We start from the raw sequence: 26,377 nt of genomic DNA, 5'->3' as shown, positions 1-26,377 counted from the left end.
GAACACGTGAGCCTGCACGCCGCCCCGCGCCGGGCGGGAACGGCACACCGCACGACCGTACGAATCCCCTCGTTCGGCGGAGGCGGCACCGACCGGTCGGCTCAGCCGTCCTGCCGTCCGAACACCGGACCCAGCAGCAGCTGCGCCGCGCCCTCCGCGACGGCGCGGGCCCCGCCGGGAGCGAGACGTACCGGCACGGCACCCCCGCGCGATCCCTCACGGCGCGCATGGGCCTCGAGGACGGCGGCGACCCCCCGGACGAAGGGGTCCGGCGCGGCCGTGATGGTGCGTCCGCCCAGCAGGACGGCGTCGATGTCGAGCAGGCCGACCAGGTTCGCGGCGCCCTCGCCGAGCACCCGCGCCGCCTCGGCCACGTCACCCCGGTCCATCGCCGCCAGGCACAGTGCCTCGACACAGCCCCGGTTGCCGCAGGAGCAGAGCGGCCCGTCCAGCTGGATGACCTGATGTCCGAACTCCCCCGCGCCGGTGCGGGCACCCCGGTGCACGGCGTCGCCGATCACCAGGCCGGCGCCGAGGCCCGTCCCGAGGTACAGGCAGGCGAAGGAGCCGCGTTCGCCGCGGACGGCGAGGCCGAGCGCGGCGGCGTTGGTGTCCTTGTCGACGACCACCGGCACGCCGAGCCGCGCCGCCAGCACGTCCCGCAGCGGAAAACCGTCCCACTCGGGAAAGCCGGTGACCCGGTGCAGCACGCCGCGCACATGGTCGAGCGGACCCGGAAGCGCCACCCCGACACCGAGCGGGGCCAGGAGGGCGCCGCCCCCGAGGGCCTCGGAGAGGACCTCCGTCACCTCGCCGAGCAACGCTTCGAGGACCGCCTCCGCCCCCGCGCCCAGGGACGTCGGGGCGCGCCGCTCGCCCACCACGCGTCCGTCGAGGTCGGCCAGCACCACCCTCAGCTCGTCCCGGTCGAGGTGGACGCCGACCGCGTGACCGGCCTCGGGGACCAGCCGCAGGACCGTGCGCGGCTTGCCGCCGGTGGAGGCGCGCCGGCCGGCCTCCGCCGCCAGCCCCTCCTCCCGCAGCCGGGCGGTGATCTTGCTGACCGCCTGCGGGGTGAGCCCGGCGCGTTCGGCGAGCTCCAGCCGGCTGATGCCCTCGGCCCCGGCGGTGCGCAGCAGGTCGAGCACGAGCGCGGTGTTGTGGCTGCGCAGCGCCAGCAGGTTCACGCCCGCGGCCCGGCGCGTCACGGCATCCGCCGCACGCTCCGGCGCGAGGCCCGGCGGGACTCCCCAGGTGGACCCCCACACGGGCGCCGTACCGGGCTCGGGCGCGGACGTGTCGCGCGGGCGGTCCGTGTCGCCTCCGTCGTTCGTCCTGTTCACTCTGCCATTGTGCCTCGCGCTTGCACTTTGGCAACAGCGTTGCCAAAGTGGTCGGCATGACTGGACGCACGACTGACCACACCGGCTCCGAAACGGGCCTCGACACCGGCACCTCATCCGGCACCCGCCCGGCCGCCCCTCCGCTCCGCGTGGGCCTGATCGGCTACGGCCTCGCGGGCTCCGTCTTCCACGCCCCGCTGATCGCCGCGACCGAGGGCCTCGTCCTCGACACGGTGGTCACCTCGAACCCCGAGCGGCAGGAGCAGGCCCGCGCCGAGTTCCCGGACGTACGCGTCGCCGCGGGCCCCGACGACCTCCTCGCCCGCGCCGGCGAACTGGACCTGGTCGTCATCGCGTCCCCGAACAAGACGCACGTCCCGCTCGCGACCGCCGCGCTCAAGGCCGGCCTGCCGGTCGTCGTCGACAAGCCCGTCGCCGGCACCGCGGCGGAGGCGCGGGAGCTGGCCGCCCTCGCCGAGGAGCGCGGACTGCTGCTGTCCGTCTTCCAGAACCGCCGCTGGGACAACGACTTCCTGACCCTGCGCAAGCTGCTCGACGAAGGCGAACTGGGCGACGTGTGGCGCTTCGAGTCCCGGTTCGAGCGGTGGCGGCCGCTGCCGAAGGGTGGCTGGCGGGAGTCCGGCGACCCCGCAGAGATCGGAGGTCTCCTGTACGACCTCGGCAGCCACCTCGTCGACCAGGCGCTGGTGCTGTTCGGCCCGGTGGTCTCCGTCCACGCCGAGGCGGACATCCGCCGGCCCGGCGCGGAGACCGACGACGACACCTTCATCGCGCTGACGCACGCGAACGGCGTCCGCTCCCACCTCTACGCCTCCGCGACGACGTCCCAGCTCGGCCCGCGCTTCCGGGTGCTGGGCTCGAAGGCGGGCTATGTGAAGTACGGCCTGGATCCGCAGGAGGCGGCCCTGCGCGAGGGCGGCCGGCCCGACGGCACTCCCGGCTGGGGCACCGAACCGGCGGAGCTGTGGGGCCGCGTCGGCGCCGGGGAATCGCCGCTGACCGGCGGCGGACGAGCCGAACGGACCCTCCCCGGCGACTATCCGGCCTACTACGCTGCGGTGGCCAGGGCACTGATCGACGGCGGCCCCAATCCGGTGACCGCCGCCGAGGCGGCCGCCGCCCTGGACGTACTGGAGGCGGCCCGCCGTTCGGCACGAGACAAGGTGGCGGTGACGCTGTGATGGGAACCCACCAGATGACCCCGAAGTTCACCCCGGAGATCACCCCGACCCTGGAGGAGCTCCAGGCGCAGGAACGACGGCTGATCTTCCGCCAGTTCACGAACGACGACGCGTGGGAGCTCGGCTCCCTGCTGGTGGAGCTGGCCCGCGAGCGCCAGGCGCCGGTCGCCGTCGACATCCACCGGGCCGGCCAGCAGCTCTTCCACGCCGCCCTGCCCGGTTCGACGCCCGACAACGACGCCTGGATCGCCCGCAAGCGCCGGGTGGTGGAGCGCTTCGGCGCCTCCTCCTACCTGGTGGGCTCCCGCTTCCGCGCCAAGGGCACGACGTTCGAGGACTCCTCCCGCCTGGACCCCGACGAGTACGCGGCGCACGGCGGCTCCTTCCCCGTCAACGTGGAGGGCGTGGGCATCATCGGCGCGGTGACCGTGTCGGGCCTGCCCCAACTGGAGGACCACCGGTTCGTGGTGGAGGTGCTGGAACAGTTCCTGGAGAAGTACCTGGGCTGAAGCGCGCCCGAAGGGGCGCGGGGAACCGCGCGACCGGCCACGGACCGGCCCGCGGCCGACAACCGGCCCCGGTTCCCCGCCCCCGGCGGAGCGCTACGCGTCCTTGAACTCCTGCCGCTGGCGGCCGAGCCCGGCGATCTCCAGCTCCACCACGTCCCCGGCCCGCAGGTACGGCTTGGGCTCCGGCCGGCCCATGGCGACGCCGGCGGGCGTCCCGGTGTTGATGACGTCTCCCGGGTACAGGGTCATGAACCGGCTGACGTACCGGACGACCTCCCCCACCGGGAAGATCTGCTCACCCGTGGTCCCGTCCTGCTTCAACTCCCCGTTGACCCAGAGCTTCAGGGCGAGGTCCTGCGGGTCGGCGACCTCGTCGGCCGTCACCAGCCACGGGCCCAGCGGATTGAACGTCTCGCAGTTCTTCCCCTTGTCCCAGGTCCCGCCCCGCTCGATCTGGAACTCCCGCTCCGACACGTCGTGCGCGACGGCGTAGCCCGCGACATGCGCGAGCCCTTCCTCCGCCGACTCCAGGTAGCGGGCCGTGCGTCCGATGACGACCGCCAGCTCCACCTCCCAGTCGGTCTTGACGGACCGGCGCGGCACGAGAACGGTGTCGTGCGGCCCCACGACCGTGTCCGCCGCCTTGAAGAAGACGACGGGCTCGGCGGGCGGCTGGGCCCCGATCTCCCGGGCGTGGTCGTGGTAGTTCAGCCCGATGCACACGATCTTGCCGATCCGGGCCAGCGGCGGCCCGATCCGCAGCCCGGTCGCGTCCAGCACCGGCAGCTCCCCGGACCCGGCGGCCTCCCGCACCCGGCCGAGGGCCACGTCGTCGGCGAGCAGCGCCCCGTCGATGTCCGGGACGAGCCCGGAGAGATCCCGCAGGACCCCCTCGCGGTCGAGCAGCGCGGGCCGCTCCGTTCCCGCCGTACCGACTCGCAGCAGCTTCATGGTCACTCTCTCCCTCGATCGCGGGGCACCCGCCCGATGGGTGCAGCCATCGGAGGACTGGTCGATCCTCCAAGCTCGCCTTTCGGTCCGCAAGCCCCCGTTCACGGACTGGACCGTCCCCCGTTCAGGACGGCCCCCCGTTCAGGAGCGGCACCGGTACGGGACCGTCACCGGTACAGGGCCGTCACCGGTACAGGACCGCCCGTTCGAGCGCGCTCCAGGTCGTGCTCGTGATCACGTACAGCGCGGCGGCCAGCGGTACGACGGCCACGGTGACCAGCGTGAAAAAGGACAGGAACGGCATGGCCTTGGCGATCGTGCCGACTCCGGGCACCTCCTCAGCGCCGCCGATCCGGGGCAGCGGCACCCGCTTCGCCCGGACGAGGTTGAAGGAGGCGACGGCCGCGACGACGGCGAAGAGCCCGAGGTAGACCAGTCCGGCCGCGCCGAACACCCCGCCCCCGGACAGCGCGTCCGCCCAGCGGCCGCCGAGGGGCGCGGCGAACAGCTGATGCCCGAGCAGGCCGTTGCCCTCGCCGCCGATCGAGGAGCTGGAGAAGAGGTGGTAGAGCAGGAAGAAGGCCGGTATCTGGCAGAGGCTGGGCAGCAGCCCGGACAGCGGCGACACCTTCTCCTCCGCGTGCAGTTCCAGCACCGCCCGCTGGAGCTTCTCGGGGTTCCGGGCATGCTTCCTGCGCAGTTCGGCGATCTTCGGCTGCAGCGCCGTACGGGCCTTCTGGCCGCGGGCGGCCGCGCGGGACAAGGGGTGCACGAGGAGTCGTACGAGTGCGGTGAACAGGACGATCGCGGCGGCCGCGGCGGTGGCGCCGAACAGCGGGTGGAGCAGGTCGGCGAGCCGCTCGACCAGGGTGGCGAATACGGACATGGGTGGGGAGCCCTCCGGGGGTCTCGTCGTGCCGGGAAACGGGATGGCGGCATGACGACCCGCGTGGGTCACCCACGTGACGGTGGAGAGCGGCCCTACGCGACGGTCGTCGGGAGGGCGTGGCCCGGCGCCCTGGGGCGGGGGCGGCCGGAGGCGTCGGGGTCGCGTTGCGGCAGGAAGGCCGTACGGCGGGCCCGGTCCCTGATGGCCGTACGCACCCGGGTGGGCGGGACGGCGGGGGCGCTGCGCGCCGCGACCAGGGTGCAGACGGCCAGCGCGGAGCCGGCCGCGGCGGTCGCGGCGAGCGCGACGGCGGCGGAGAGGCTGCCGGCGTCGAGGAGCACGACGTCGACGAAGAGGAGGAACAGCACGAGGGCGGGACGCGGGACGAACCGACTGCGGACCACGCTCTCCCCCTCCCGCTTCCCTCGCCGGCTCTCGCTTCTCCCGCCGGCTCCTGCGTCGGTTATACCTGACCGGCCTCGATCGGCTCCAGCAGCCTCTTCGGCTTCAGCAGCGCCCGGCTGACCGGATCCGCCGGGTCGGGGTCGAGTCCCGGGCCCGGCACCATGAGGACGTCCGGGACCGGTACGACAGTTCCGCAGGCGGGACATTCGCCGTACGGGCCGAGTTCGGTGCCGCAGTCCACGTGTCGGAAGATCCGCAGTTTGGCCTCGCCGAAGTGCTCGCGGCCCCAGAGGCCGAGCGAGCGCAGTGTCGGCCACAGGGCGATGGCGCGCTCGGTGACGACGTACTCGTCCCGCGGCGGGGACTCCTGGTAACGGCGCTTGACGAGGATGCCCTCGGCGGTCAGCGCCTGGAGGCGGGCGGCGAGGACGGCGCGCGGGATGCCGAGGTGGACGAGGAAGTCGTTGTAGCGCCGGACGCCGTAGAGCGCGTCGCGGACGACGAGGAGCGTCCAGCGCTCGCCGACGACCTCCAGTGCCCGAGCGATCGAGCACTCCTGTGTCGCGTAGTCCTTGCCGAGTGCCATGACGTCCACTGTAGCCATTTACCCCGGGTTGGTTCAATGAACGAACCAAGGGTGCTAGCGTACGGAGGCATGAGTAGGTTCATTGAACGAACTGATGCCAGGGCCGAGCCGGCCCCCGCCCCCTCCGTCGAGGCGGAGCCGGTGGCGCCGGTGGCGCCGGTCCGGGCCCGCGCCACCCTCGCCGTGACCAGCGCGGCCACCGCCCTCGCCCTGATGACGTACACCGCGCCGGCGGTCACGCTCGTGGACACCGCCGCCGCCCTGCACACCGCGCCCTCCGCCCAGGCCTGGCTGCTCAACGGCACCCCGCTCGGCCTGGCCGCGGCGCTGCTGGTCGCCGGCAGCCTGGCCGACGACCACGGCCGCCGCCGGCTCTTCGTGTCGGGCACCCTGGCCCTCGCCCTGACCACCCTGCTCGGCGCACTGGCGACGACGACCTGGCAGTTCACCCTGGCCCGGGTCGCGCAGGGCGCGTCCAGCGCGGCGCTGCTGGCGAGCAGCCTGGGCCTGCTGGTGCACGCCTTCCCCACCCCGCGCGGCCGGCTGCACGCCACCGGGGTGTGGGGCGCGTTCGTCAGCGCGGGCATCGCCGTGAGCCCGGTGCTCAGCGGCGCACTGCCCGGCTGGCGCCTGGTCTACGTCCTGCTCGGCGCCGCGACCCTGCTGATCGCCGCCGTCGCATCCCGCGTGCTGACGGAGTCCCGCTCACCGCGCGGCGGCCGCCCGGACCTGCCGGGCGCGGCGGCCTTCGGCGCGGCGACCGTCGCCCTGATCGCGGCCCTGACGCTGGGCCGGGACGGCTGGCTGCGGGCGCCGGTGGGGCTGCTGCTCCTGGCGTCGCTGATCCTGCTGGGGCTCTTCGTGCTCGTCGAGCGCAGGGTGGCCACCCCGATGATCGACCTCTCCCTGCTCCGCAACCCGGCCTTCCTGGCCTCCTCCACCGGCGGGCTGGTCACCGGCCTCGCGGTGATCGGCCTGTTCAGCTTCCTGCCGACGGTGCTCCAGAAGTCGCTGGGCATGTCCCCGATGGCCACCGCCTGGCTGTTCCTCCTCTGGTCCGGCCTGTCCTTCGTGGTCGCCCTCCAGGCCCGCCGGCTGGCCGGCCGCGTCCCGACCCGGGTCCAGCTCGCCCTCGGCTTCGCCCTGCACGCGGCGGGCGTCCTGACCCTGCTCGGCGCGGTGGACGCGGGCTCCTGGCACCGGATGCTGCCGGGCCTCGTCCTCGCGGGCATCGGCAGCGGCCTCCTGAACGCGGCACTGCCCCTGCTGGCGGTGGAGTCGGTACCGGCGGCGCGAGCGGCGATGGGGTCGGGTGCGCAGCAGACGCTGCGCTACGTCGGCTCGTGCGCCGGCGTGGCCCTGACGATCGCCATCGCCACCGGCACGGGCGGCGGGCTCGCCCACGGGACGGACGTGGCGATGGCGGTGTCGGCGGGACTGGCGATCCTCGGCGCCGTGGGCGTGCTGGGCGCCCTGGGCGGGACACCGGCAGCGGCCGCGGCACGGAACCTGGCCACGACGGGCCCCCGGGGGCGGAACTGACGGACCCGAGGGGACGCACGGAACTCACGGAACCGAGGGGACTCACGGGACCGAGGGGACTCACGGGACCGACGGACTCACGGGGCGACGGGACCGACGCCACCAGCACAACCGACCGACCGGTCACCCCGGTGGGTACTTGTATCAACCGATTGACACAAGATCCGGCTCCCGGCATCTTGTACTCACCAGTTGATACAAGTACTCACCGGGGGACCCGACATGCTGGACACCGTTCCACCTGAGCGTCTGCTCGCCCGTGCCGACCTCTGCGCCCGCTGGGCCGGGCTGACCCTGGGCGCCGTCGTCGCACAGCAACTGGCGGTGCGGGACAGCGACGACGGCGCCATGACCTTCCTCAGCGCGGTCACCGCGTTCGGACTGTGCGCGGTCGGCGGCGTGCTGCTCGGCGACTCCCTCACCCCCGCCCCGCTCGAAGCGGTCCGCACCGCCAGCCTCGCCCCGCGCCGGGTCCGCGACCACGTCCCGCCCCGGATGGCCCCGCTGCTGCTCTTCCAGGCAGCGTGTCTCGTCGTCCTCCTGACGATCGGGGCCGCCGCGGCCTCACCCGACAGCATGGGCCGGGCCGGGCGGGCCGTGACCGTCACGTGCAGGAGCGTGACCAGACCCCTCGGCCCCTGGCCCGGCATCTTCTACGCCGTCCCGATCCTCGTCTCCCTCGCCCTCGGAACCGCCGCCTGCGTGTGGGCCCTGCGCCGCATCGCGCACCGCCCGGGCGAGAACCAGCAGCGCCACGACCGCTCGTGGGCGATCACCGCCGCCTGGGGACTGCTGGTCTCCAGCCAGTTGCTGCTCGTCCTCGGCATGATCGGCAGAGTGCTGTCCCGCACGACCTGCGCCGGCATGCTGGGCAACGTCACCGCCCTGGTGATCTACCCCCTGGGCCTGCTGAGCCTGTTCACGCTGGGATGGTGCCTGTTCACCATCGTGATGCCCCGGGCCGTCGGCGATGAGTGAACCCGCGGTCCGCGTCGACACCACGAGCCAGGTACCGCCGTTCGAGCAGATCCGCGCCCAGCTCGCCGCCCTGATCGTCACCGGCCGGCTGACGGAGGGCGAACGCCTGCCGACCGTGCGCCAGCTGGCCTCCGACCTGGGCCTGGCCCCGGGCACCGTGGCCCGCGCCTACCGCGAGCTGGAGGCCACCGAGCTGATCCGCACCCGGCGGGGCGCGGGCACCCGGGTGGCTGCGCCCCCGTCCGAACCGGCCCGTCCCGACCCGGGCCGACTCGCCACCCTGGCCCGCGACTTCACCGCCTCCGCCCGCGCCCTCGGCGCCGACACCGAGGCCGTCCTGACCGCCGTCCGAGAGGCCCTGGAGGAAGGGTCGTAGGCGGCCGGCCGCGACACCGTGGGCGGAGCCTGGACGCGGCCGGCGGAGGCCGCGATACGGGAGGCGCAACCGCCGCCCCCGCCGGACCGCTCTACATGACCATGCACAAGACGACCACGCCCGGAGCAGCCGCGGACGCAGCGGCCCGGCACGGGATCAAGTACCGCGCAGAAACGTTCGTCCGGCAACTGGTCTGCTTCGCCTGGCTCCAGGCGCGCTGCTGCGCCTTCGCGGTCGCGCTGCTCGGCGGCATGGCGGTCTCGAAGCTGCTCCCGCCCCTGCCGGTGGCCCGCTACGACCTGCTGCTCGCCTACGGCGTCCTGCTGACCGCCGTCGGTTTCCTGCTCGGCTGGGAGACCCGGCGGGAGGTCGCGGTCGTCGCCGCCTGCCATGTGCTGGGGCTCGCCTTCGAGATGGTCAAGGTGCGGGTGGGGTCGTGGAGTTACCCCGAGCCGGGACTGGCGAAGCTCGCCGGGGTGCCGCTGTACGGAGGCTTCATGTACGCGGCCGTCGGCAGCTACGTGTGCCGCGCCCGGCGGCTGCTCGACCTGGCCCTCACCGGCTACCGCGCCCGCGCCACCGCCGCGTTGGCCGTCGGCCTGTACGTCAACTTCCTGAGCCACCACTGGCTGCCGGACCTGCGCCTGCCCCTCGGCGCCCTGCTGCTGGCCGCGACCACGGGCACTCGGGTGCACTTCACGATCGTCGAACGCCGGCACCGGATGCCCCTCGCGCTGTCCTTCGCGCTGATCGGCTTCTTCCTCTGGCTGGCGGAGAACATCGCCACGTACCTCGGGGCCTGGCGATACCCGTACCAACTGCACGGCTGGGAACCGGTCTCCCTGTCCAAGTGGGTCTCCTGGGCCCTGCTGATCAGCGTCACCTTCGTCATCTGCGGGGCCGGACGGCGCGTCGGCGCGCTAGCCCCGGGGCCGGGACGCGACGAGCTTGCCCCACACCACCAGGCGGTACCGGGAGGTGTACTCGGGCGTACAGGTGGTGAGCGTGAGATAGCGGCCGGGGGCGTCGTAGCCGTGGGCGGGCCGGGTGAGGGAGCGGGGCACGGGCCGGATGACACCCGAGTCGCGGGGTGAGGTCTGCGGCAGGATCTTGTCGACGAGGTAGGTGTAGGTCGCGTTCCGGGTCTCCACCTCCACCTTGTCGCCCTTCCTGATGCGGTCGAGATACCGGAAGGGCTCGCCGTGGGTGTTGCGATGCCCGGCGACCGCGAAGTTGCCGTCCTGCCCCGGCTGCTGGGTGCCGGCGTAGTGGCCGACGTACCCCTTGTTGAGCACGTTCCGCTTGCTGGTGCCCTCGGCGACGGGGACGCGGAGATCGAGCCGGGGGATGCGGAGGACGGCGTAGGTCTGGGAGGTGCGCGGGGTGGTGGACGACGCCGCCGTACCGCCCTGCCCGGCGCCCCCGCCGGCCGCCGAGGGCGCACCCTCGGCCCCGGTGCCGGAGCCGTCGCCCCCGGGTTCGCCGCCACCGGCGCCCGTGGCGTCACCGGGTTCCGTGCCGGCTCCCCACTCCCGCTCCAGCGCCTCCACCCTCCGCTCGGCGCCGTCCTTGGCCTCCCGGTTGGTCCACCACAGCTGATGCGCGACGAGGAGCAGCACCAACACCCCAGCGGTCACGAGGAGTTCGGCGCCGCTCCAGAGCACCCGCCGGTACCGGGCGCGCCGTCGCCGGGTGCTGTGCTGTACGAGGGGGATCCGCTGCACGAAGGAACTCCGCTCGCCGAGGGGGATCCGCTGCACGAAGGAACTCCGCTCGCCGAGCGGGAATCCGCACGCGGGCACCATAGGGGGAGGCGGACAAGGTCTCCAGACCCGTACATACACGGCCCGTTCCCACCCCACCCGTTCGTCCCCTCGAACTCCTCGCCCGCCCTTTCTCCACAGGTTTGAGAAAGGGCTGTCATAACTCTCGACAACACCACGCACCGCGCCCGATGCTTCGTGACGCACTGAGCCTCCAGTGCCTCACGCACCCGATCGCCGCCGGCAGGGACACCCGGGAGTCGATCGGAACGAGCCGATTGCTCCACGTGATCGAAGCGGAGAAGTCATGATCCGACGCAGGACACTGCTGGCGGCCACGGGCGGCGCGCTCTTCGGAAGCGCCCTCGCGACGGGCACCGCCCACGCCGACGCGACGATTTCCGTCAACCCGGCTACGACGTACGGCACATGGGAAGGCTGGGGCACCTCCCTCGCCTGGTGGGCGAACGTCTTCGGCGCCCGGGACGACTTCGCCGACATCTTCTTCACGACCAACTCGGTGGCCTACAACGGCAAGACCCTCCCCGGTCTCGGCCTCAACATCGCCCGCTACAACCTGGGCGCGTGCAGCTGGAACACGGTCAGCGGCTCGAGCATGGTGGCCTCCGCCAACATCCCCGCGTTCAAGCAGATCGAGGGCTTCTGGCAGGACTGGAACAACGAGGACCCCACCTCCTCGGCCTGGGACTGGACGGCGGACGCGGCCCAGCGCGCGATGCTCCAGAAGGCGGTGTCGCGCGGCGCGACGACCGAGCTGTTCGCCAACTCCCCCATGTGGTGGATGTGTTCGAACCACAACCCGTCCGGCGCCTCGGGCGGCGGCAACAACCTCCAGACCTGGAACTACCGCCAGCACGCCTCCCACCTGGCGGCGGTCGCGCTGTACGCGAAGTCGAACTGGGGCGTGAACTTCGCCACGGTCGACCCCTTCAACGAGCCCTCGTCGTCCTGGTGGACGGCGACCGGCACACAGGAGGGCTGCCACATGGACGCGACCGTCCAGTCGGCCGTACTGCCCTACATGCGCAGCGAGTTGGACAAGCGTGGTCTGACGGCGACGAAGATCTCGGCGTCGGACGAGACGAGCTACGACCTCGCCCGCACCACGTGGAACTCCTTCTCGTCGACGACGAAGGGGTACGTGAACCGGGTCAACGTGCACGGCTACCAGGGCTCGGGCGGCCGCCGCGACCTGCTCTACACCGACGTGGTGACGACGGCCGGCAAGGCGTTGTGGAACTCGGAGACGGGCGACAACGACGGCACCGGCCTGTCGATGGCGAGCAACCTGCTCTACGACTTCCGCTGGCTGCACCCGACGGCCTGGGTCTACTGGCAGGTCATGGACCCGTCGACGAACTGGGCGATGATCGCGTACGACGCGAGCACGCTGGCGGCGGGCGCGGTCACCACGAAGTACTACGTGATGGCCCAGTTCAGCCGGCACATCCGCCCCGGCATGACGATCCTCGACACGGGCGTGAGCTACGCGGTGGCGGCGATCGACAAGACGGCGAAGCGGCTGGTGATCGTGGCCGCGAACACCTCCACCTCGGCCCAGACCCTGACCTTCGACCTCTCCCGTTTCACGACGGTGACGGGCGGCTCGTCCGGCCTGGTCCCCCGCTGGAACACCGTGACGAGCGGGTCGGGCGACCTCTACACGGCCCGCTCGGACACGTATCTGAGCGGCAAGACGATCAGCGTGCCGTTCGCGGCGGGCGCGGTGCAGACGCTTCAGGTGGACGGGGTGACGATCTAGGTACCGCCGGTCGGAGATCGACGACGCCGCCCGGTACCTGACCAACTCGGGGAGCCGATCTGCGCCTCTGGCCAGCAGATATCTCTCCTTCGTCACCGGGCGGCGCTACGGTGTCAACCATGCGCCCCGACACTCCTGCCGAGAACGTCGACCACACCGCCGAAGCGGCACGCCTGGAGCGGACCGCCGGCCTCTATCCCGAGGACGCGGAAGCCCTGCTGCTACAGGCCGCGGCCCACCTGGAACTGGCCGGCGACCGCCCCGCCGCGACGACCTTGTACGACCGTCTCCTGTCCTCCACGGAGGGTCCGGAGAACCTGGACAGCCCCCACCTGGTCCGCGCCCTGAAGGCCGCCAACCTGTGGGAGTACGGCCACGAGGCCGAGGCCCGAGCCATCATCGACGGCATCCGGGCCGCGGCCCCCCGCGACCCGGCCCCCTGGGTGATCGTCGCGGAGTCGCTGGAAGCCCACGACGAGCTGGAGGCGGCGCAGAAGACGTTCACGGAGGGGGCGACCCTGCTCCTGGCGGACGCGCCGGAACCCCCGCACGCCGCCCACCCGCTGCTCTTCGGCCGCCACCGGGTACGCCGGATGCTGGGCGCGGGCCACGACGAGTGGGACCTGCTGGCGGACACCCTCCACTCGCTGCCCGTCTCCCTGGACGAGCTCCACGACCCGAAACGCGTCTGGTCCCTGGGCTCGGACAACCCGGCGGAACTGGAGGCGGAGATCTCCCGACTCCGCGCCGAGCTGGGCGCGTACCGCGAGGAGCTGTCCCGCCCGTTCCCGGTGGCCGTCCTCCACTGGCCGGCGGCCGAACTGGCGGAGCTCGTCGCCGCCTACCCGTCACTGTCCGCGGAGTACCCGTCCCACGAGGAGCACCTGTCCGGCATAGAGGCCTCCCTCACCGAACTGGCCGCCTCGGGCACGGCCAACCTCGGCATCGTGACCGGCACGGTCCCGTCCTACGAGGCCTTCGCAGCCTCGGAAGCCACATCCCCGACCGACACGGACCTGCTCCCCCAGTACGCGACGACCCTGGCAGCCCGGGGCCGGGCGGCGGGGTGGCCGCCGGAGCGGGGGGCGGGGTGCTGGTGCGGATCGGGGAACTCGTACTCGGCGTGCCACGGGTCGGAGGCGTAGAAGAGGGCACCCTGTCTCACAGTCCGGGACAGCCACGATGGTTCGACACGCCCTCTGCGGCCGCCAGACCTGCACCCCATTGGCGGCCGCTCGGCGGGAATGACGTTAGGAGCGCCGGTCGGGATTCCCCCGGCTCTCCCACCACTCTCTGTGATAGCGAATGTAGTCCGGATGCACTCGATGCCAGCCCTTGGTCTCAAGCTTTGGCAACATCGGCGCACCAAGCATCGACGCACGCACGACGATTGACCAATCCTCGTCTACAACGACTGCGCCAACATCCAGTCGCACATGACAGTTGGGGCAGACGCAAAGAATATTTGGCTCAACGTCAGGCCCGTTGTGAGGATCTCCCAGGGGCCTGATATGCGCACCCTGACTGTGAGGCTCTCCATCCGGCCCGAGCAAGTGGAGCCCGCAGAGCTGACACTCTCCCCGATAGAGGTTCTTCACTCGCCGAGATGTTGCGACACTGCGCATGTAGCGCTTGACCGATACGGTCCGCACTTCCGGAAAAATCTCCTCAGCCTCATCGGCTTGGAGCTCCTCCACCTGATCGAGCATCTCGGCAACACGCCGTTCTACTGGCGTGAGCGCTTGGTGCAAATCAGGCAGTCGCTCCAGGTCAAACTGGCAGATCTCGATCTCGGACCCATCGAGAGCAGGCCACTTCGAGACGCCTGTACGAATGGCCGTAATCTCGAATATACCGTCATACCGATAACCTTTAGGCGGCGAGTAGCGCTCATCGCCCTCATAGCCGCGTATTACGCGAATCGGGTATTTGCGCTCATAGCTGCGCTTGAGGGCGGCGTTATCCACGTACGACCACGACTGGCTGCGAAGCAGCTTGCCGGTATCGGGATCACGATCCCTACCCTTCGACGCACCCGTGTACTTCATAGTCGTCCAACGGTCGTCATCATCCACGTACCCACCGTTGAGAACGATCGCATCAGCGACGGGTAAGCCATCCTGGTCATCCTTGAGCCAGGAGATGCCCCGTTGGTTGGTTTGATGGAGCTTGGCGCCCATCACCTCGCGTCGGCTTCCGAAGTGGTCGCCCACGACGACACCCCGAACATTCCCGATCACCCGTTTGATTTCCACGAGCCCATACTGGACCGACCTCGATCGATCCAGTCAACTAAATAATCAAATCCGCAAAGTTGGGCCCCGCGATCGCGCCGTACCCGCCCCCGCACCTGTCCGTGTCTGTGCCCTCTGTTACACATAAGGCAGCTGTCCGAGTGAGCGGGGGAAGCCGACGTGACCAAGCCAGAAGAAGCTTCGGGGCCCTCCGCAGGCCTGTACGAGGAGCTCATCACGCTGCGCTTCGCACAGCAGTTGAAGGAGCTCACCAGCCTCGGTTGGCATCCCGTGAGCGAGGCAGTGGGGCCAGGATCGATGCCTCATGTTTTGTCACGGCATGTGGCAGAAACGGTCCGTAAGGTCCTCCAGAGCCTTCCGGCAGAGGAGCGTGTCTACGCCGCGAACCACATCCTCGAGTCCATCAGCACGCTGGATGGAGCACAAGAGTGGGTGGACCTCGTAGCCGACGGCCCTCGCCAACTCCTCGCAATCACTCGGCAAGAAGCCCCGGGCGTTTTTGCCGTGCGGCCAGGCATCCCACTCTCCGACACTGCGCTCATCACCAACTCCCCTGAGGATCCAAGCCTCGGCTTTGAGTTGCGCGCCGAACTCGCCACGGCTGACCGAGTCGACCTACTCTGCGCCTTCGTCAAGTGGCATGGCTTGCGGATCCTCGAGCAGTCACTCAGGGCCGCACATGAACGAGACGTGCCGATACGGGTCATCACGACCACCTACATCGGCGCGACCGAGCGACGTGCCCTGGATCGGTTGGTGGAGGACTTCAACGCCGAGGTCAAGGTCAACTACGAAACTCGATCGACGCGACTACACGCCAAGGCTTGGCTGTTCCGCCGAAAGAGCGGCTACGACACGGCCTACGTCGGCAGCTCCAACCTGTCGAAGGCCGCGCTGCTCGACGGCTTGGAGTGGAATGTACGGCTGTCGTCTGTCGCTACGCCTGACGTACTGCGCAAGTTCGAGGCCACCTTTGAGGCTTACTGGAGTGATCCGTCTTTCGAGTCATACGACCCTCAAGTTGACGGAGGCCGCCTCCAAGAGGCGTTGGCGATCGCAGGCGGCACATCGTCGACCGTCGTTGCCGACCGCGGGATCACGCTGTCCGGCCTCGAAGTACGGCCGTATCCGCACCAGCGCGACATGTTGGAGCGACTAGAGGTCGAGCGCGCGGTACACGACAGGCACCGGAATCTACTCGTGGCAGCTACCGGCACAGGCAAGACGGTCATGGCTGCGCTCGATTACAAGCAGCTTCGCAAGAAGCACGGTGGTCGCGACCTACGTCTACTGTTCGTCGCTCACCGTAGAGAGATCCTTCAGCAGTCTCTTCGCACATATCAGGACGTCCTGGTGGACCCCAACTTTGGCGAGTCCTTCCACAGCGGCGAGCTCCCGGAGCGTTGGAATCACGTGTTCGCTAGCGTGCAGTCATTGAATGCGCGGGCCCTCGATCGACTTCCCTCTGATCACTTCGATGTCATCGTGATCGACGAGTTCCACCATGGCATCTCGCCGACATATCGGAAGATCCTCGATCACTTCGAGCCACTGGAACTTCTGGGTCTCACCGCTACACCAGAACGTATGGACGGCAAGAACATCCAAGACGAGTTCTTCGAGGGTCGCATCGCTGCCGAGATGCGGCTGTGGGAGGCACTCGAGAACGATCTCCTCAGCCCGTTCCACTACTTCGGAATCAGCGACAACACCGACCTGAGCACAGTGGAGTGGAAGCGCGGTACGTACGACCCCAGCGCGTTGAGCAACAAGCTATCAAGCGATGTGAGGCGCGCAGGGCTTGTCGTCAAGGCTGTCAAAGAGAAGGTCGCTGAGCCAGGCGCCATGCGGGCACTGGGGTTCTGCGTATCGGTGCTCCATGCCAACTTCATGGCGGAGTCCTTCCGCACAGCTGGCCTTAACGCCATCGCACTATCCGGCGAGACCCCTGTTGGCGAGCGCAAGCAGGCGCTTGCCGACCTGAGGTCGGGAACTCTACAGGTGATCTTCTCGGTCGACCTCTTCAACGAGGGGCTCGATATCCCTGACGTAGACACACTGCTGCTGCTCCGCCCCACCTCCAGCGCCACTGTGTTCCTGCAACAGCTTGGCCGTGGACTCCGTCGCACCGAGGACAAGGCCGTGCTCACAGTGCTCGACTTCATCGGGCAACACCGCAAGGAATTCCGCTTCGAGAATCAGTTCCGAGCGCTCACAAACCTGACCCGCAAACGCCTGCTAGACAACATTGAGTACGACTTTCCTCAGCTACCGTCCGGCTGTCAGATCATCCTTGAGGAGAAGGCGAAGAAGATCATCATCGCCAATATCAAGGAGCAGATTGGCGTTAATGTCACGGCCCTGGCGCGCGAAGTATCTGACTATGGAGAGTCAGCATTGAGCCGCTACCTAGAAGAGAGCGGTCGTGAGCTCAAGGAACTTTATCGCGGCCACGGAAACTCCTGGACAGGACTGCTCCGCCGCTCAGGGCTACTCAAGGGCGAAGCAGCCGAAGGCGAAGCAGCCCTCCTCAAGCGTGTCCCCTCCTTCCTGCACGTGGATGATCCACTGAGGGTGGCCGCCTACAGCCGCATGCTGGAGGACGATGCCCCCTCCTACAGCGAGCTCGACGAACAAGCGCAGGCCTACGCCCGCATGCTCTTCTTCCAGCTGTGGCCACTCGGCGGCGTGACACGGAAGGGGTTCGCGAACTACGACGCCGGGTTCTCGACACTGCACGCACAAGCAGCGGTGCGTAGTGAGCTGCGGCAAGTACTGGCGTACAACCTTGCCCACACCGAACACGTACCGATCCCGCTCTTGGGAGTTGGCGGCCCATCAGGGATCCCGCTGACCGTGCACGCTTCGTACAGTCGCGAGGAGATCCTTCCGACCCTTGGGCAGTCATTTATTGGCGGATTCATGCCGGCGGATTTTCGCGAGGGGGTGAAGTGGTGCGAGTCAATCAAAACTGACGCTCTGCTGATCACCCTGGACAAAGACGAAAAAGACTTCTCTCCGCAGACCCGCTACCACGACTACGCTCTGAGTGAGACGCTCTTCCACTGGGAGTCACAGAACCAGACATCAGAGACGTCTCCCACTGGTCTGCGCTATCAGCATCACGCTGCGGGTGGCAGCCACGTGCTGCTGTTTGTACGCCGATACAAGAACACAGACATCGGCAGTGCTCAGCCTTGGATGCTGCTGGGCTTTGCCGAGTACGCGGAACACAAAGGAAGCAAGCCAATGGCCATCACCTGGCGACTCAAGGAAGTCATCCCAGCTGACGTCTGGACGTACTCAGCAATCGCAGCCGGGTGATGCGTCACGGCGATTCGTCCACGCCATCGAATGCTGCTTCGAAGCGCATCTGTGCTCGATCCAGGGCCTCATCCGCGTCATAGCCATGCATTCGGAGCCAGTGAAGGAGGTCGGCGATGGCATCAACCACCATAGATTCCGCCATCGCCGCCCCAAGCCGACTCGACCCATGGGCGCTCGAGCACGGTGCCATTTCGTACACGGCAGATACCTTCTCGGCTCTCGCGAGTCGAGGGCTCACGCAGAGGCTGTCTGCTGCACTCAGGCCAGTGACGAGCTCACACCACGTCACCTTTTTATCGGCATGGAGCTGAACTCCCCACCGGTCGGCGATGGCACCCACGAGTGCCATGCCGCGCCCTGACTCCGATTCAGTATTAGCGTCGAGGAGGGTGGGCAGCGCCCGTGCGTCGGGATCGTGGACTTCGATGCGCAGGTGGACGCCGCTCATCGACACCGCGAGTGTGGCCGGAGTTCCGGGCCCGACGTGGGTGATGACGTTGGACACCAGTTCGCTCACGCAGAGCTGGGCATCGTCGACGACTTCTTGCAAGCCCCAGATGCCCAGATGCAGCCGCATGATCCGCCGCAGGGCTGCCACCTCCGTCGGCTCGGCGGTGAAGGCGAGGTCCCACGGCTTGCGCGTCATGCATGCGTCCTGACCCACGAGAGCCCTTTCGTCGCAGGTGACATCCCGTGGAGACACACAGCGTCACAGGGAATCACGATGAGTTGCGTCGCCTCAGAGTGCAGCCGGCGAATCCCTTCGTGCAATGTGCACGGCGAGAATCCCACTTCCGAGTGATTGGCAAGCGTGTCTCTTGGCCTGAGACTGAACGTCCGCTATCCGAAACGGGGTTGATATGGCCGGATCTCCGACGGCACGCCGTCGCCGTCTCTCGATCGAGCTGAAGAAGCTCCGGGAACAGTCGACGCTGACCTGCGCCCAGGTGGGCACTGGTCTCGACTGGAGCGGTTCCAAGGTCAACCGTATGGAGACGGGCAGTGGCCGGGTCCAGCCGTCGGACATCGACGCCCTGTGCCGGTTCTACGGCACCAGCGAGGAACTACGAGAGTTCCTCAAATCGCTGGCCCGGCAGGCGAAGATGCGTGGCTGGTGGCAGGTTCATGGCTCAGGTGTTCCGGAGTGGTTCAACATCTACATCGGTCTCGAACAGGAGGCCTCGACCTTCCGCCAGTACCAGTGCGAATTGGTGCCCGGTCTCATGCAGACCCACGCGTACACCTCTGAACTCCACAAGAGCGGTTCGCACATGTCGGCCGAGGACATCGACAGGGCCGTACAGGTCCGGATGGAGCGTCAAGCCCTGCTGGTGGGTTCGGACGCACCCGAAGCCTGGTTCATCGTGAATGAAGGTGCGCTGCGCAACGTCATCGGGGACCGTGCACTGATGCGCGAACAGATCGAACACGTCCTGGATGTCGCCCGGTTGCCTGCCGTCACACTTCAGGTCCTCGCCTTCGACTCCGGTACCTATCCGGTCACCGGCTCATTCAACATGCTGGGCTTCCCCGCGCCGGAGGATCCCGACATCGTCTACCGCGACGGCATCACGGATGCCGTCTACCTGGAGGGCGAGCATCATGTTCGTGAGTACACCCGGGCGTTCGACGGTCTGCGCGCCGCGGCGTTGAGCCCTCAGCGTTCGATCCACCTCATGGAGACGGTGTTGAAGGAGTACGCGAAGTGAGCAGTGCGATACCCGGCAGGACGCGCCGTCCGGCGTGGTTCACGTCGTCCTACAGCAACGGGGCGGGAGGAGAGTGCGTCGAATGTGCGCTGATGGATGACGGCGCGCTGGTGCGCGACTCGAAGTGTGCGGGAGGGCCCGAGATCGCCGTACGGAGCGGGGCTTGGTTCTCGTTCATCCGCACCGTGAAGCATGACACCGAGAGCTGACACGACGAGCACGGACCGGCGCTCTGCCGAGATGGGGGGTACTGCTGCGGTGCTGTTGACGTGGATCGCCGAGGTCGCTGACGAGGTCTTGGTGTTGGAACCCGCCGATCGGCGGAGGGAGTGGGAGGCCAACACCTGGTCGTTGGGGGCGGAGGACGAAGACCGGCTGTCGTTGTCCGTCTTCGAGGTGGTCGCTGCCTTCGAACGGACCGCCGCGGCCATCCGAGGCCGCATCCGCGAGCTGGGCTTTCCGGGGGCGGCGACGTTCTATGTGTGGCACGACGAGCAGGCCGGGCAGCTCCGGTGCTCGACCGGATCGGTGGCCCCGGACGCGTTGCCGTTCAGCGGCTCCTACGTGCTTTCCGGAGATCTCGGACCGGTGGTCGAGGGGTTCCTGAGCGACAGCGAGCCGGGCAGCGTCGTCGCCTGGCCGGAGCTGGTCGAGACGCACGACCGCTCGGGACGGACCGCAGCCGAGCGAGAGAGCGTGCCCTTGCGTGTCTGGGGCAGCGACGTCGGAGCTGCCCCAGCGTGAGCCGGTCGGCTTCGTCGACCGACGGCACGGCTGCCGCCGCACCCCCCGGACGAATGACAAAGCCGCCCGCGTAGGATGTCCGGTCCCGCCCGGACCGCCCGGCCTTCCCAGACCGCCCGGAATCCCCTGACCGCCCTGACCGCCCGGACTCCCCGGACTCCCCGGACTCCCCGGACTCCCCGGACGATCACTCGCCGACGTAGGCCTTGGCGACGGCGTAGGTGTCCTCGTCGAGGTGTAACGGGTGATCCGTCCGTCCTGGACCGTCGTGTGTTGCACGGTCTGCGTCGGTGACTCCGCTGTCATGTGAGTGGACCCCGGAGGCGGGACAACCCCGATCGATTAGGGTGCGCGGAACGTCTCGGAGGAGGAGGTTCCGTGGGGTTCTCGGGGCACTTGGTCTTTGCTCGTGGGGAGCGTTCGCTGCTGGAAGCGCCCGTGTTCGACGGTGTCGACGACGAGGTGAAGAGCGCCGTGCATACGTGGCCGTCGAGGCCCGGCGGTTGGCAGACCCTGCAGTTCGATCACGGCTTGTGGGAGGACGACGACCTGAGCGCCCTGGTCGAGTCGACCGGAGCGCCGGCCTGCGTCGCCGATGTCTCCGACAGTGACATCGCCCTGGTGACCGGTCTGGGAACCGACGGGCAGCGCTGGCAGGCATGGCTCAACCTGGATCTGGCGGCGGCGCTCCTGGTGGAGGAGCCCGAGGATGTGGACGACACCAGCCTGTGGGCGGTCTCTCCCGAGTTCGACGACGCCCTGCGCCGCAAGCGCGCGGAGCTGGAGATGGACGTTCCGGCCGACGCCCGGGGTGCTCTTGCGTGGGCTGCGGCGGCCGGCGTCCCGGCCGGAGCGGAGCAGCCCCGGATCGAGGAGCTGCTCCGCTCGAGCGAGACCTTTGTCGAGGAACTCTTCAGCGACCTGCTGGACGCGTTGGGTTTCCCCCAGCTCCCCGACGCATCGCCGGAGCCGTAGGAGACGGCTTCTCCGTGGGCCCGGGTCCTTCCGGGTGCGGGTCGTCGATGAGCGGCTGCGGGCCCAGCACCGCCAGGAGTTCCAGGCGTTCCGCGTCCTCCGTGTCCGGTTCGGCGGTGTAGATCATGATGCGGAGGTCGGTGCCGGCGACGGTGAGGACGTCGCAGTCCAGGGTGAGGGGGCCCACCTGGGGATGGTCGATGGTCTTGCGGGAGGCCTCGTGGTGGCCGACGGCTCCGGAGTCCCAGAGGTCGGCGAAGCGGGCGCTGTTCGCTCGGAGGTCCACGATCAGTTGGCGTAGCCGCTGGTCAGCCGGGTAGCGGCTCGCCGCCGTGCGCAGGTCGGCGGTCACCGCGGCCTCCAGTGACCGGCGGGACTCCGGCGTGTGGCGCACGCGGCCGTTCGAACCGAGGAACGCGCGCCAGGCGCCGTTGCGCTCGCGGCCGTGCCGTTCGCCCATGAGGGCGGTGTACAGGGGGTTGGTGAGGAGGAGCGTCCAGGACGCGTCCGATACCGCCACCGGTGTGCCCGTCAGGCGGTCCAGCATCCGGTGGACGCTCGGCGCGATGTACGCCGGTACCGTGCCCCGGCCGGGCGGTACGAGACCGGCGGTGTGGAACAGGTGCTCGCGCTCGGCCGGGGAGACGCGCAGCGCCCGCCCGAGGGCCTCGACGACCTGCTCCGACGGGTTCTCCGCCCGGCCCTGTTCGAGGCGGGTGACGTAGTCGACCGAGATGCCCGCCAGCATCGCCAGTTCCTCGCGGCGCAGCCCGGGGGCGCGCCGGTGGCCGCCCGAGGGCAGACCCGCCGCCGCCGGAGCCACCCGGTCCCGCCACCGTCGTACCGTCCGTCCGAACTCCGTGCTCGCCATGTCTCCACTGTGCACCGCCGCGTCCGGGTCTTCCTGGTACCGGCAGTCCCAGGAAGACGGGGCTCCTGGCTGCTCCCCGCCATCGGTCGCAGCCTGGAGGCATGACGACGAACACGAGCACGAGTACCAGCACCAGCACCAGCACGGACGTGAGCGCGGACGCGAACACGACGGCCGCTACGGCCGCGACGGCCGCGACGACGACACTTGTCACCGGGGGCAACAAAGGGCTCGGGTTCGAGACCGCTCGGCGGCTCGTCGGCGCGGGGCACATCGTCTACGTCGGCAGCCGTGACGCCGAGCGCGGGCGGTCGGCCGCCGAACGGCTGGGCGCGCGGTGGGTCCGGCTCGACGTCACCGACGACGATTCCGTCGAGGCCGCGGCCAAGGCCATCGAGGCCGACGGCGGCCTGGACGTCCTGATCAACAACGCGGGCATCGAGAGCCGGGGCGCCGGCAACAGCATCGTCGGCGCCGCGGAAGTGACCGCCGAGCACATGCGGGAGGTGTTCGAGACGAACGTCTTCGGCATGGTGCGGGTCACCCACGCGTTCCTGCCGTTGCTGCGGCGCTCCCCCGCGCCCGTCATCGTCAACGTCAGCAGCGGTCTGGGCTCCCTGGGCCGCGTCGCCGACGCGAGCACCCCGGCGTACGGCTATCCGGGCGTCGCCTACCCGGCCTCGAAGACCACGGTCAACATGATCACCGTGCAGTACGCGAAGGCGTTCCCGGCCATGCGGATCAACGCGGTGGAGCCCGGCTTCACGCGGACCGACCTCAACGGGAACACCGGCGTCCAGAGCGTCGAGGAGGGCGCCGAGATCATCGTCCGGATGGCGCAGGTGGGCCCCGACGGTCCGACCGGCGGGTATCTCGACGCGGCGGGGACACTGCCCTGGTAGTCCCCGAGGGGCGGGGCGGAGGAGTGTGACCCACGGCACTGGAACTGCCTTCCCCGCTCGGAGAGGTAGAGGTGTGAGTTCCAACGATGGCGACGGCGATGACAGGGGCGATGGCGGCAATGGGGACGACGGCAGGCTGCTGCGCGCACGGGTGCGGAGCGGGGAGCGGGCGGCATTCGCCGAGCTCTACGAGTTGTACGCGACGGCCGTGTACAACCATGCCCTTCGGCTGAGCGGTGACTGGTCCGTCGCCGAGGAGGTCATGTCGGAGACGTTCCTCGCCGCCTGGCGGGGGCGCGGGGCCGTGGAGGTCGAGGGCGGGTCGTTGCGGCCCTGGTTGTTCGGGATCGCCACCAACAAGGCGCGCAACGCCGACCGGAGCCTTCGGCGACGGCTCGCCTTTCTCGCCCGGCGGGCCGAGGCCGGAGCCGGCACCGGCGGTTCCGGTTCCGGCGGTTCCGGTACCGGAGGTGGTGAAGCCGTCGGGGACTTCGCCGAGGAACTCGTCGGGCGGATCGACGACGCCCGTCGGCTCGCCGAAGTGCGGCGGGTGCTCGGGCGGTTGCGTCGGCACGAACGCGAGGTCATCGCCCTGTGCGTGTGGGGCGGGCTCGACTACGCGCAGGCCGCGGAGGCGCTCGGGGTGCCGGTGGGGACCGTTCGGTCGCGGTTGTCCCGGGCCCGCACCCGACTCAGGGAGATCGTCGAGCGCGAGGCACGGCGTGCGGGGCCTCGTGCGGAAACGCGCGGGGAACCCCGCTTCCGTCGCGGAGAGGTAGAGAGTGAGACCGCGTTCGCGGTCCTGCCCATTCAGGAGGAAGCCCGATGAACGCCACTCCCGCCGGGTCCGAGCAGGAGGAGCGCGCGGAACTCGAGGAACTGGAACGGCTGTTGCCGACCGGTCCCGTCGAGCAGGTGCTGTCCCCCGGGCGTCGCTCCCAGCACAAGGACGTTCTGATGCAGCTCATCGACCGCGACCAGGAGAGAAACGACGCCGGTTCGCCGGTGCGGACCCGCCCGCGGCTTCCGCGGCCCGCCCTCGTCGCCGGATCCGTCGCCGTTGCCGTCGCGTTGGCCGCCGGGCTCACCGTGGGGATCGGCGGGGGGCGGGACGACGGGGGTGGTACGGCGGCCCGGCCCGGCGCGACCAGTACTGCGGGCGGGGGCGGTACCCGTGGCGCCGTCGTGACGCTCGACCGTATCGCCGCCGTCGCTCTGCGGACGGATGTCGAGCCCGTGGACGACGGTCAGTTCGTGTACGTGCGCAGCAAGGGTGCCGGGAACGAGGGGGCCTTCGACGGACCCGTCGAGCTCGGGAAGATGCATGAGCGGCAGGTGTGGTTCTCGCAGCGGCAGGGGCCCGTGATCGACGTCGGGTTGATCCGCGAGTACGGGCAGGACTGGCCGATCGAGGTCGGCGTGCCGGACGGTACGGATCCGAAGGACGCCGCGGTACCGGCCGGGTTCGACCGGCCGACCTACGCCTGGCTCGCCTCGCTGCCCACCGATCCCGGCGCCCTGCTGAAACTGCTCTACGCCGACACCCCCGTCGAGAAGGGGGAGGACAAGGACCAGGAGGTCTTCGGACGGATCGGCGATCTCGTCGCCGAGCAGATCATGCCGTCCGCGACCGCTGCCGCGTTCTACAAGGCCACCGCCCGGATCCCCGGTGTGACCGAGGTGGCCGACGCGGTGGACGCCGTCGGCCGGCACGGTATCGCCATCGCCCGGGAGGACACCCGGCACGGCACCCGTACCGAGTGGATCTTCGATCCCGGCACCCTCGACTACCTCGGCGTACGCACCGTCTTCAGCCGGGACACCGAGCGGGCCGAGGCGGGGACGGTCTATGACACCAGCGCGGTGCTGGAGCGGGCCGTCGTGGACAGGAGCGGGCAAGAACCGGGCGAGCGGCGTCGGACGGGACGGGGCTAGGCCGCGAGGCGACCGGAACCACCGGACCCGGACGAGTCGCGACTCCGGTGCGCCGCCCTGGTGACGAGCGGGCCGGTCACCGTCACCTCCTCATCAGCCAGGGCCAGGCGTCCGCGTCCCGCTCCAGCCAGGTGCAGAGCACGTCGAGGGTCTCGTACAGGGGGAACGAGACGCGCTTGGCGTGCTCCTGCACATAACCGCGCACCGTCCTGGCGAAATCAAGGGGACCGGCCTCCGGGTCGAAGTCGATGCTGAAGTGATCGCGGTGGTAGCGGCGCTCGATGCCCCGCACCTCCTCGTTCACCTCCCCGAGGCGCGCGACACCACAGAACTGCGGTTTGCCTCCCCAGTTGGTGACCCGGACGTACCGCAGGACCCGGACATCACCGAAGCCGACCGCATCCCGGCTGCGCAGCCCGAGCTCCTCCGACATCTCGCGCAGCATCGTGCTCTTGACCAGCCGCAGCAGATCCGGGCAGCGCCGCAGATCCTTCCAGTCCATGGAGCCGCTTCCCGAGGCGGCCAGCATGCCCTGGTTCGTGTCGTTCTTGTCCCCTTGGAGGGTCAGCACAACGCGACCACTGGAGGTCACGGCCACCACGTCGACCCCGAGATGGTTCGAGCAATTGCTGTAGCGCAGTCGCGGGATCGTGCCGTTGCGCAGGAGCACCGCTTCGCTGGAGACCAGTTCACGGCGACGCCGCTGCTCCCGCAGCATCACCTCGCCGAGCAGGTTGGTGACCACGTGAGCCGAGTACTGGGTCTTCTGTACTCGGACGCGGTCCGTGTCCGGAAGGAGATCGTCGGAGAGCCGGATCTTGTCATCGTCGAAGTCGAGCAGGACGCGGATGAGCCGGCGCACTTCCTCGCACTCGGCGGGCACATCCCAGAAGCCCGGCTCCATCTGGAGTGGGATGTCCGAGTCACTGCGCAGGCGGGCGTCCACCTCCTCGCTGTGCACCGAGGAGAACTCGTTGAAGCGAAGGCGGCTCCAACCGTCGTACGGCGCGGCGTACGAGGCGTCGAACGCTCTGGTGCGGGTGTCTCGGTAGATCCGTGACACCCGTCGCCAGTCTTCGACGATCTGCGCGAGAATCCCGACGAGGGACGCGAGGATGCCGGCCAGTCCCAGCAGCAGCGCAACCAGAGAGCCGTCCTCGAAACCCACCACACTGATGACGACCCCGAGAACCCCTATGCCGAGCAGGCTGCCGTGCAGCGCCGAGAGCCGCCCGAACCGTCCGAGGATGATGCGGAGCAGGTACGGCATATGGGCGCGCCAGGCACGTCGGCTGGTCAACTGCATCGGTTCGGCTCCCATCCGGTTGCACG

The 26,377-nt window shown here is 69.4% G+C and carries 25 protein-coding genes and 1 pseudogene; 16 read left to right on the top strand and 10 right to left on the bottom strand.

The annotated features are described in order from the left end of the window. Positions 1 to 101 precede the first annotated feature (101 nt). Positions 102 to 1,208: an ROK family transcriptional regulator gene (locus tag ABT070_RS26825; protein ID WP_351764438.1), complete on the bottom strand. Its 1,107-nt coding sequence runs from the start codon at positions 1,206 to 1,208 to the stop codon at positions 102 to 104. A gap of 191 nt (positions 1,209 to 1,399) precedes the next feature. On the opposite strand from ABT070_RS26825, the gene ABT070_RS26820 reads away from it, so the two are divergent. Both ABT070_RS26820 and ABT070_RS26815 read left to right on the top strand, forming a co-directional pair. Further along, entirely contained in the window at positions 1,400 to 2,545 is a 1,146-nt protein-coding gene (locus ABT070_RS26820; protein ID WP_351764412.1) for a Gfo/Idh/MocA family protein, read from the top strand. Further along, positions 2,545 to 3,054: a heme-degrading domain-containing protein gene (locus tag ABT070_RS26815; protein ID WP_351764411.1), complete on the top strand. Its 510-nt coding sequence runs from the start codon at positions 2,545 to 2,547 to the stop codon at positions 3,052 to 3,054. Before ABT070_RS26820 ends, ABT070_RS26815 begins: the two co-directional genes overlap by 1 nt. Positions 3,055 to 3,147: 93 nt before the next feature. Here the strand turns inward: ABT070_RS26815 and ABT070_RS26810 are convergent, their stop codons facing one another. The 4 genes from ABT070_RS26810 to ABT070_RS26795 form a co-directional block, all read right to left on the bottom strand. Next, on the bottom strand, positions 3,148 to 4,005 hold the full coding sequence (locus ABT070_RS26810; protein ID WP_351764410.1) for a fumarylacetoacetate hydrolase family protein: 858 nt from the start codon (positions 4,003 to 4,005) through the stop codon (positions 3,148 to 3,150). 184 nt (positions 4,006 to 4,189) lie between these two features. Continuing rightward, the gene (locus tag ABT070_RS26805) at positions 4,190 to 4,891 is read right to left on the bottom strand and encodes a YidC/Oxa1 family membrane protein insertase (protein WP_351764409.1); all 702 of its coding nucleotides are present in this window, start codon (positions 4,889 to 4,891) and stop codon (positions 4,190 to 4,192) included. A 95-nt stretch (positions 4,892 to 4,986) separates the two neighbouring features. Continuing rightward, entirely contained in the window at positions 4,987 to 5,298 is a 312-nt protein-coding gene (locus tag ABT070_RS26800) for a DUF6412 domain-containing protein (RefSeq protein WP_351764408.1), read from the bottom strand. Between the two features lie 59 nt (positions 5,299 to 5,357). Beyond that, positions 5,358 to 5,885 (bottom strand): winged helix-turn-helix transcriptional regulator, encoded by a 528-nt coding sequence (locus tag ABT070_RS26795; RefSeq protein WP_351764407.1) that lies wholly within the window; start codon positions 5,883 to 5,885, stop codon positions 5,358 to 5,360. A 69-nt stretch (positions 5,886 to 5,954) separates the two neighbouring features. On the opposite strand from ABT070_RS26795, the gene ABT070_RS26790 reads away from it, so the two are divergent. The 4 genes and pseudogenes from ABT070_RS26790 to ABT070_RS26775 all read left to right on the top strand — a co-directional run. Continuing rightward, complete coding sequence (locus ABT070_RS26790) at positions 5,955 to 7,427, top strand: MFS transporter (RefSeq protein WP_351764406.1); 1,473 nt, start codon at positions 5,955 to 5,957, stop codon at positions 7,425 to 7,427. A 222-nt stretch (positions 7,428 to 7,649) separates the two neighbouring features. Beyond that, positions 7,650 to 8,405, top strand: a complete 756-nt coding sequence (locus ABT070_RS26785) for a hypothetical protein (RefSeq protein ID WP_351764405.1) — start codon at positions 7,650 to 7,652, stop codon at positions 8,403 to 8,405. Next, on the top strand, positions 8,398 to 8,781 hold the full coding sequence (locus ABT070_RS26780) for a GntR family transcriptional regulator (protein WP_351764404.1): 384 nt from the start codon (positions 8,398 to 8,400) through the stop codon (positions 8,779 to 8,781). The genes ABT070_RS26785 and ABT070_RS26780 overlap by 8 nt, the downstream gene beginning before the upstream one ends. A 95-nt stretch (positions 8,782 to 8,876) precedes the next feature. Then, positions 8,877 to 9,656 (top strand): annotated as a pseudogene (locus ABT070_RS26775) (DUF817 domain-containing protein); the annotation flags it as partial. Between the two features lie 45 nt (positions 9,657 to 9,701). Here the strand turns inward: ABT070_RS26775 and ABT070_RS26770 are convergent. Beyond that, the gene (locus ABT070_RS26770; protein ID WP_351764403.1) at positions 9,702 to 10,541 is read right to left on the bottom strand and encodes a class E sortase; all 840 of its coding nucleotides are present in this window, start codon (positions 10,539 to 10,541) and stop codon (positions 9,702 to 9,704) included. A 310-nt stretch (positions 10,542 to 10,851) separates the two neighbouring features. Here ABT070_RS26770 and ABT070_RS26765 point away from each other — a divergent pair, with 310 nt between their 5' ends. Together ABT070_RS26765 and ABT070_RS26760 are read left to right on the top strand one after the other, a co-directional pair. Continuing rightward, a complete protein-coding gene (locus ABT070_RS26765; RefSeq protein ID WP_351764402.1) occupies positions 10,852 to 12,327 on the top strand; it encodes a glycoside hydrolase in 1,476 nt (491 codons plus the stop codon). A gap of 119 nt (positions 12,328 to 12,446) precedes the next feature. Further along, the gene (locus ABT070_RS26760) at positions 12,447 to 13,472 is read left to right on the top strand and encodes an SEC-C domain-containing protein (RefSeq protein WP_351764401.1); all 1,026 of its coding nucleotides are present in this window, start codon (positions 12,447 to 12,449) and stop codon (positions 13,470 to 13,472) included. Positions 13,473 to 13,577: 105 nt separating this feature from the next. Here ABT070_RS26760 and ABT070_RS26755 read toward each other — a convergent pair whose 3' ends face one another. After that, positions 13,578 to 14,582 carry a YDG/SRA domain-containing protein gene (locus ABT070_RS26755; protein WP_351764400.1) on the bottom strand — a complete coding sequence of 335 codons (1,005 nt, stop codon included), beginning with the start codon at positions 14,580 to 14,582 and terminating at the stop codon, positions 13,578 to 13,580. Positions 14,583 to 14,741: 159 nt separating this feature from the next. Between ABT070_RS26755 and ABT070_RS26750 the strand changes: the two genes are divergently transcribed. Then, positions 14,742 to 17,906: a DEAD/DEAH box helicase gene (locus ABT070_RS26750; RefSeq protein ID WP_351764399.1), complete on the top strand. Its 3,165-nt coding sequence runs from the start codon at positions 14,742 to 14,744 to the stop codon at positions 17,904 to 17,906. A gap of 4 nt (positions 17,907 to 17,910) precedes the next feature. Here the strand turns inward: ABT070_RS26750 and ABT070_RS26745 are convergent, their stop codons facing one another. Next, complete coding sequence (locus ABT070_RS26745; RefSeq protein WP_351764398.1) at positions 17,911 to 18,555, bottom strand: ATP-binding protein; 645 nt, start codon at positions 18,553 to 18,555, stop codon at positions 17,911 to 17,913. Between the two features lie 214 nt (positions 18,556 to 18,769). On the opposite strand from ABT070_RS26745, the gene ABT070_RS26740 reads away from it, so the two are divergent. From ABT070_RS26740 to ABT070_RS26725, 4 genes are all read left to right on the top strand, one after another. Further along, the gene (locus tag ABT070_RS26740; protein WP_351764397.1) at positions 18,770 to 19,618 is read left to right on the top strand and encodes a helix-turn-helix domain-containing protein; all 849 of its coding nucleotides are present in this window, start codon (positions 18,770 to 18,772) and stop codon (positions 19,616 to 19,618) included. Then, complete coding sequence (locus ABT070_RS26735) at positions 19,615 to 19,827, top strand: DUF397 domain-containing protein (protein WP_351764396.1); 213 nt, start codon at positions 19,615 to 19,617, stop codon at positions 19,825 to 19,827. Before ABT070_RS26740 ends, ABT070_RS26735 begins: the two co-directional genes overlap by 4 nt. 49 nt (positions 19,828 to 19,876) lie before the next feature. Further along, positions 19,877 to 20,362 carry a hypothetical protein gene (locus tag ABT070_RS26730; protein WP_351764395.1) on the top strand — a complete coding sequence of 162 codons (486 nt, stop codon included), beginning with the start codon at positions 19,877 to 19,879 and terminating at the stop codon, positions 20,360 to 20,362. A gap of 378 nt (positions 20,363 to 20,740) precedes the next feature. After that, positions 20,741 to 21,337, top strand: a complete 597-nt coding sequence (locus ABT070_RS26725; RefSeq protein ID WP_351764394.1) for a hypothetical protein — start codon at positions 20,741 to 20,743, stop codon at positions 21,335 to 21,337. Here ABT070_RS26725 and ABT070_RS26720 read toward each other — a convergent pair. Next, entirely contained in the window at positions 21,276 to 22,208 is a 933-nt protein-coding gene (locus ABT070_RS26720) for a helix-turn-helix transcriptional regulator (RefSeq protein WP_351764393.1), read from the bottom strand. The two genes, ABT070_RS26725 and ABT070_RS26720, sit on opposite strands and share 62 nt — an antisense overlap. A 101-nt stretch (positions 22,209 to 22,309) precedes the next feature. Here ABT070_RS26720 and ABT070_RS26715 point away from each other — a divergent pair, with 101 nt between their 5' ends. From ABT070_RS26715 to ABT070_RS26705, 3 genes are all read left to right on the top strand, one after another. Next, positions 22,310 to 23,110, top strand: coding sequence for an SDR family NAD(P)-dependent oxidoreductase (locus ABT070_RS26715; protein WP_351764392.1), 801 nt, complete (start codon positions 22,310 to 22,312; stop codon positions 23,108 to 23,110). Positions 23,111 to 23,249: 139 nt separating this feature from the next. Next, positions 23,250 to 23,939 (top strand): RNA polymerase sigma factor, encoded by a 690-nt coding sequence (locus ABT070_RS26710; protein ID WP_351764437.1) that lies wholly within the window; start codon positions 23,250 to 23,252, stop codon positions 23,937 to 23,939. Further along, positions 23,936 to 25,045, top strand: a complete 1,110-nt coding sequence (locus ABT070_RS26705) for a CU044_5270 family protein (RefSeq protein WP_351764391.1) — start codon at positions 23,936 to 23,938, stop codon at positions 25,043 to 25,045. The genes ABT070_RS26710 and ABT070_RS26705 overlap by 4 nt, the downstream gene beginning before the upstream one ends. 82 nt (positions 25,046 to 25,127) lie before the next feature. On the opposite strand, the gene ABT070_RS26700 is transcribed toward ABT070_RS26705, so the two are convergent. Continuing rightward, entirely contained in the window at positions 25,128 to 26,351 is a 1,224-nt protein-coding gene (locus ABT070_RS26700; RefSeq protein WP_351764390.1) for a hypothetical protein, read from the bottom strand. Positions 26,352 to 26,377 lie beyond the last annotated feature (26 nt).

The organism is Streptomyces sp. NPDC002884 (genome assembly GCF_040295245.1).
In the GTDB taxonomy this organism is placed as follows: Bacteria; Actinomycetota; Actinomycetes; order Streptomycetales; family Streptomycetaceae; genus Streptomyces.
This window is presented reverse-complemented; position numbering and strand designations above follow the sequence as displayed.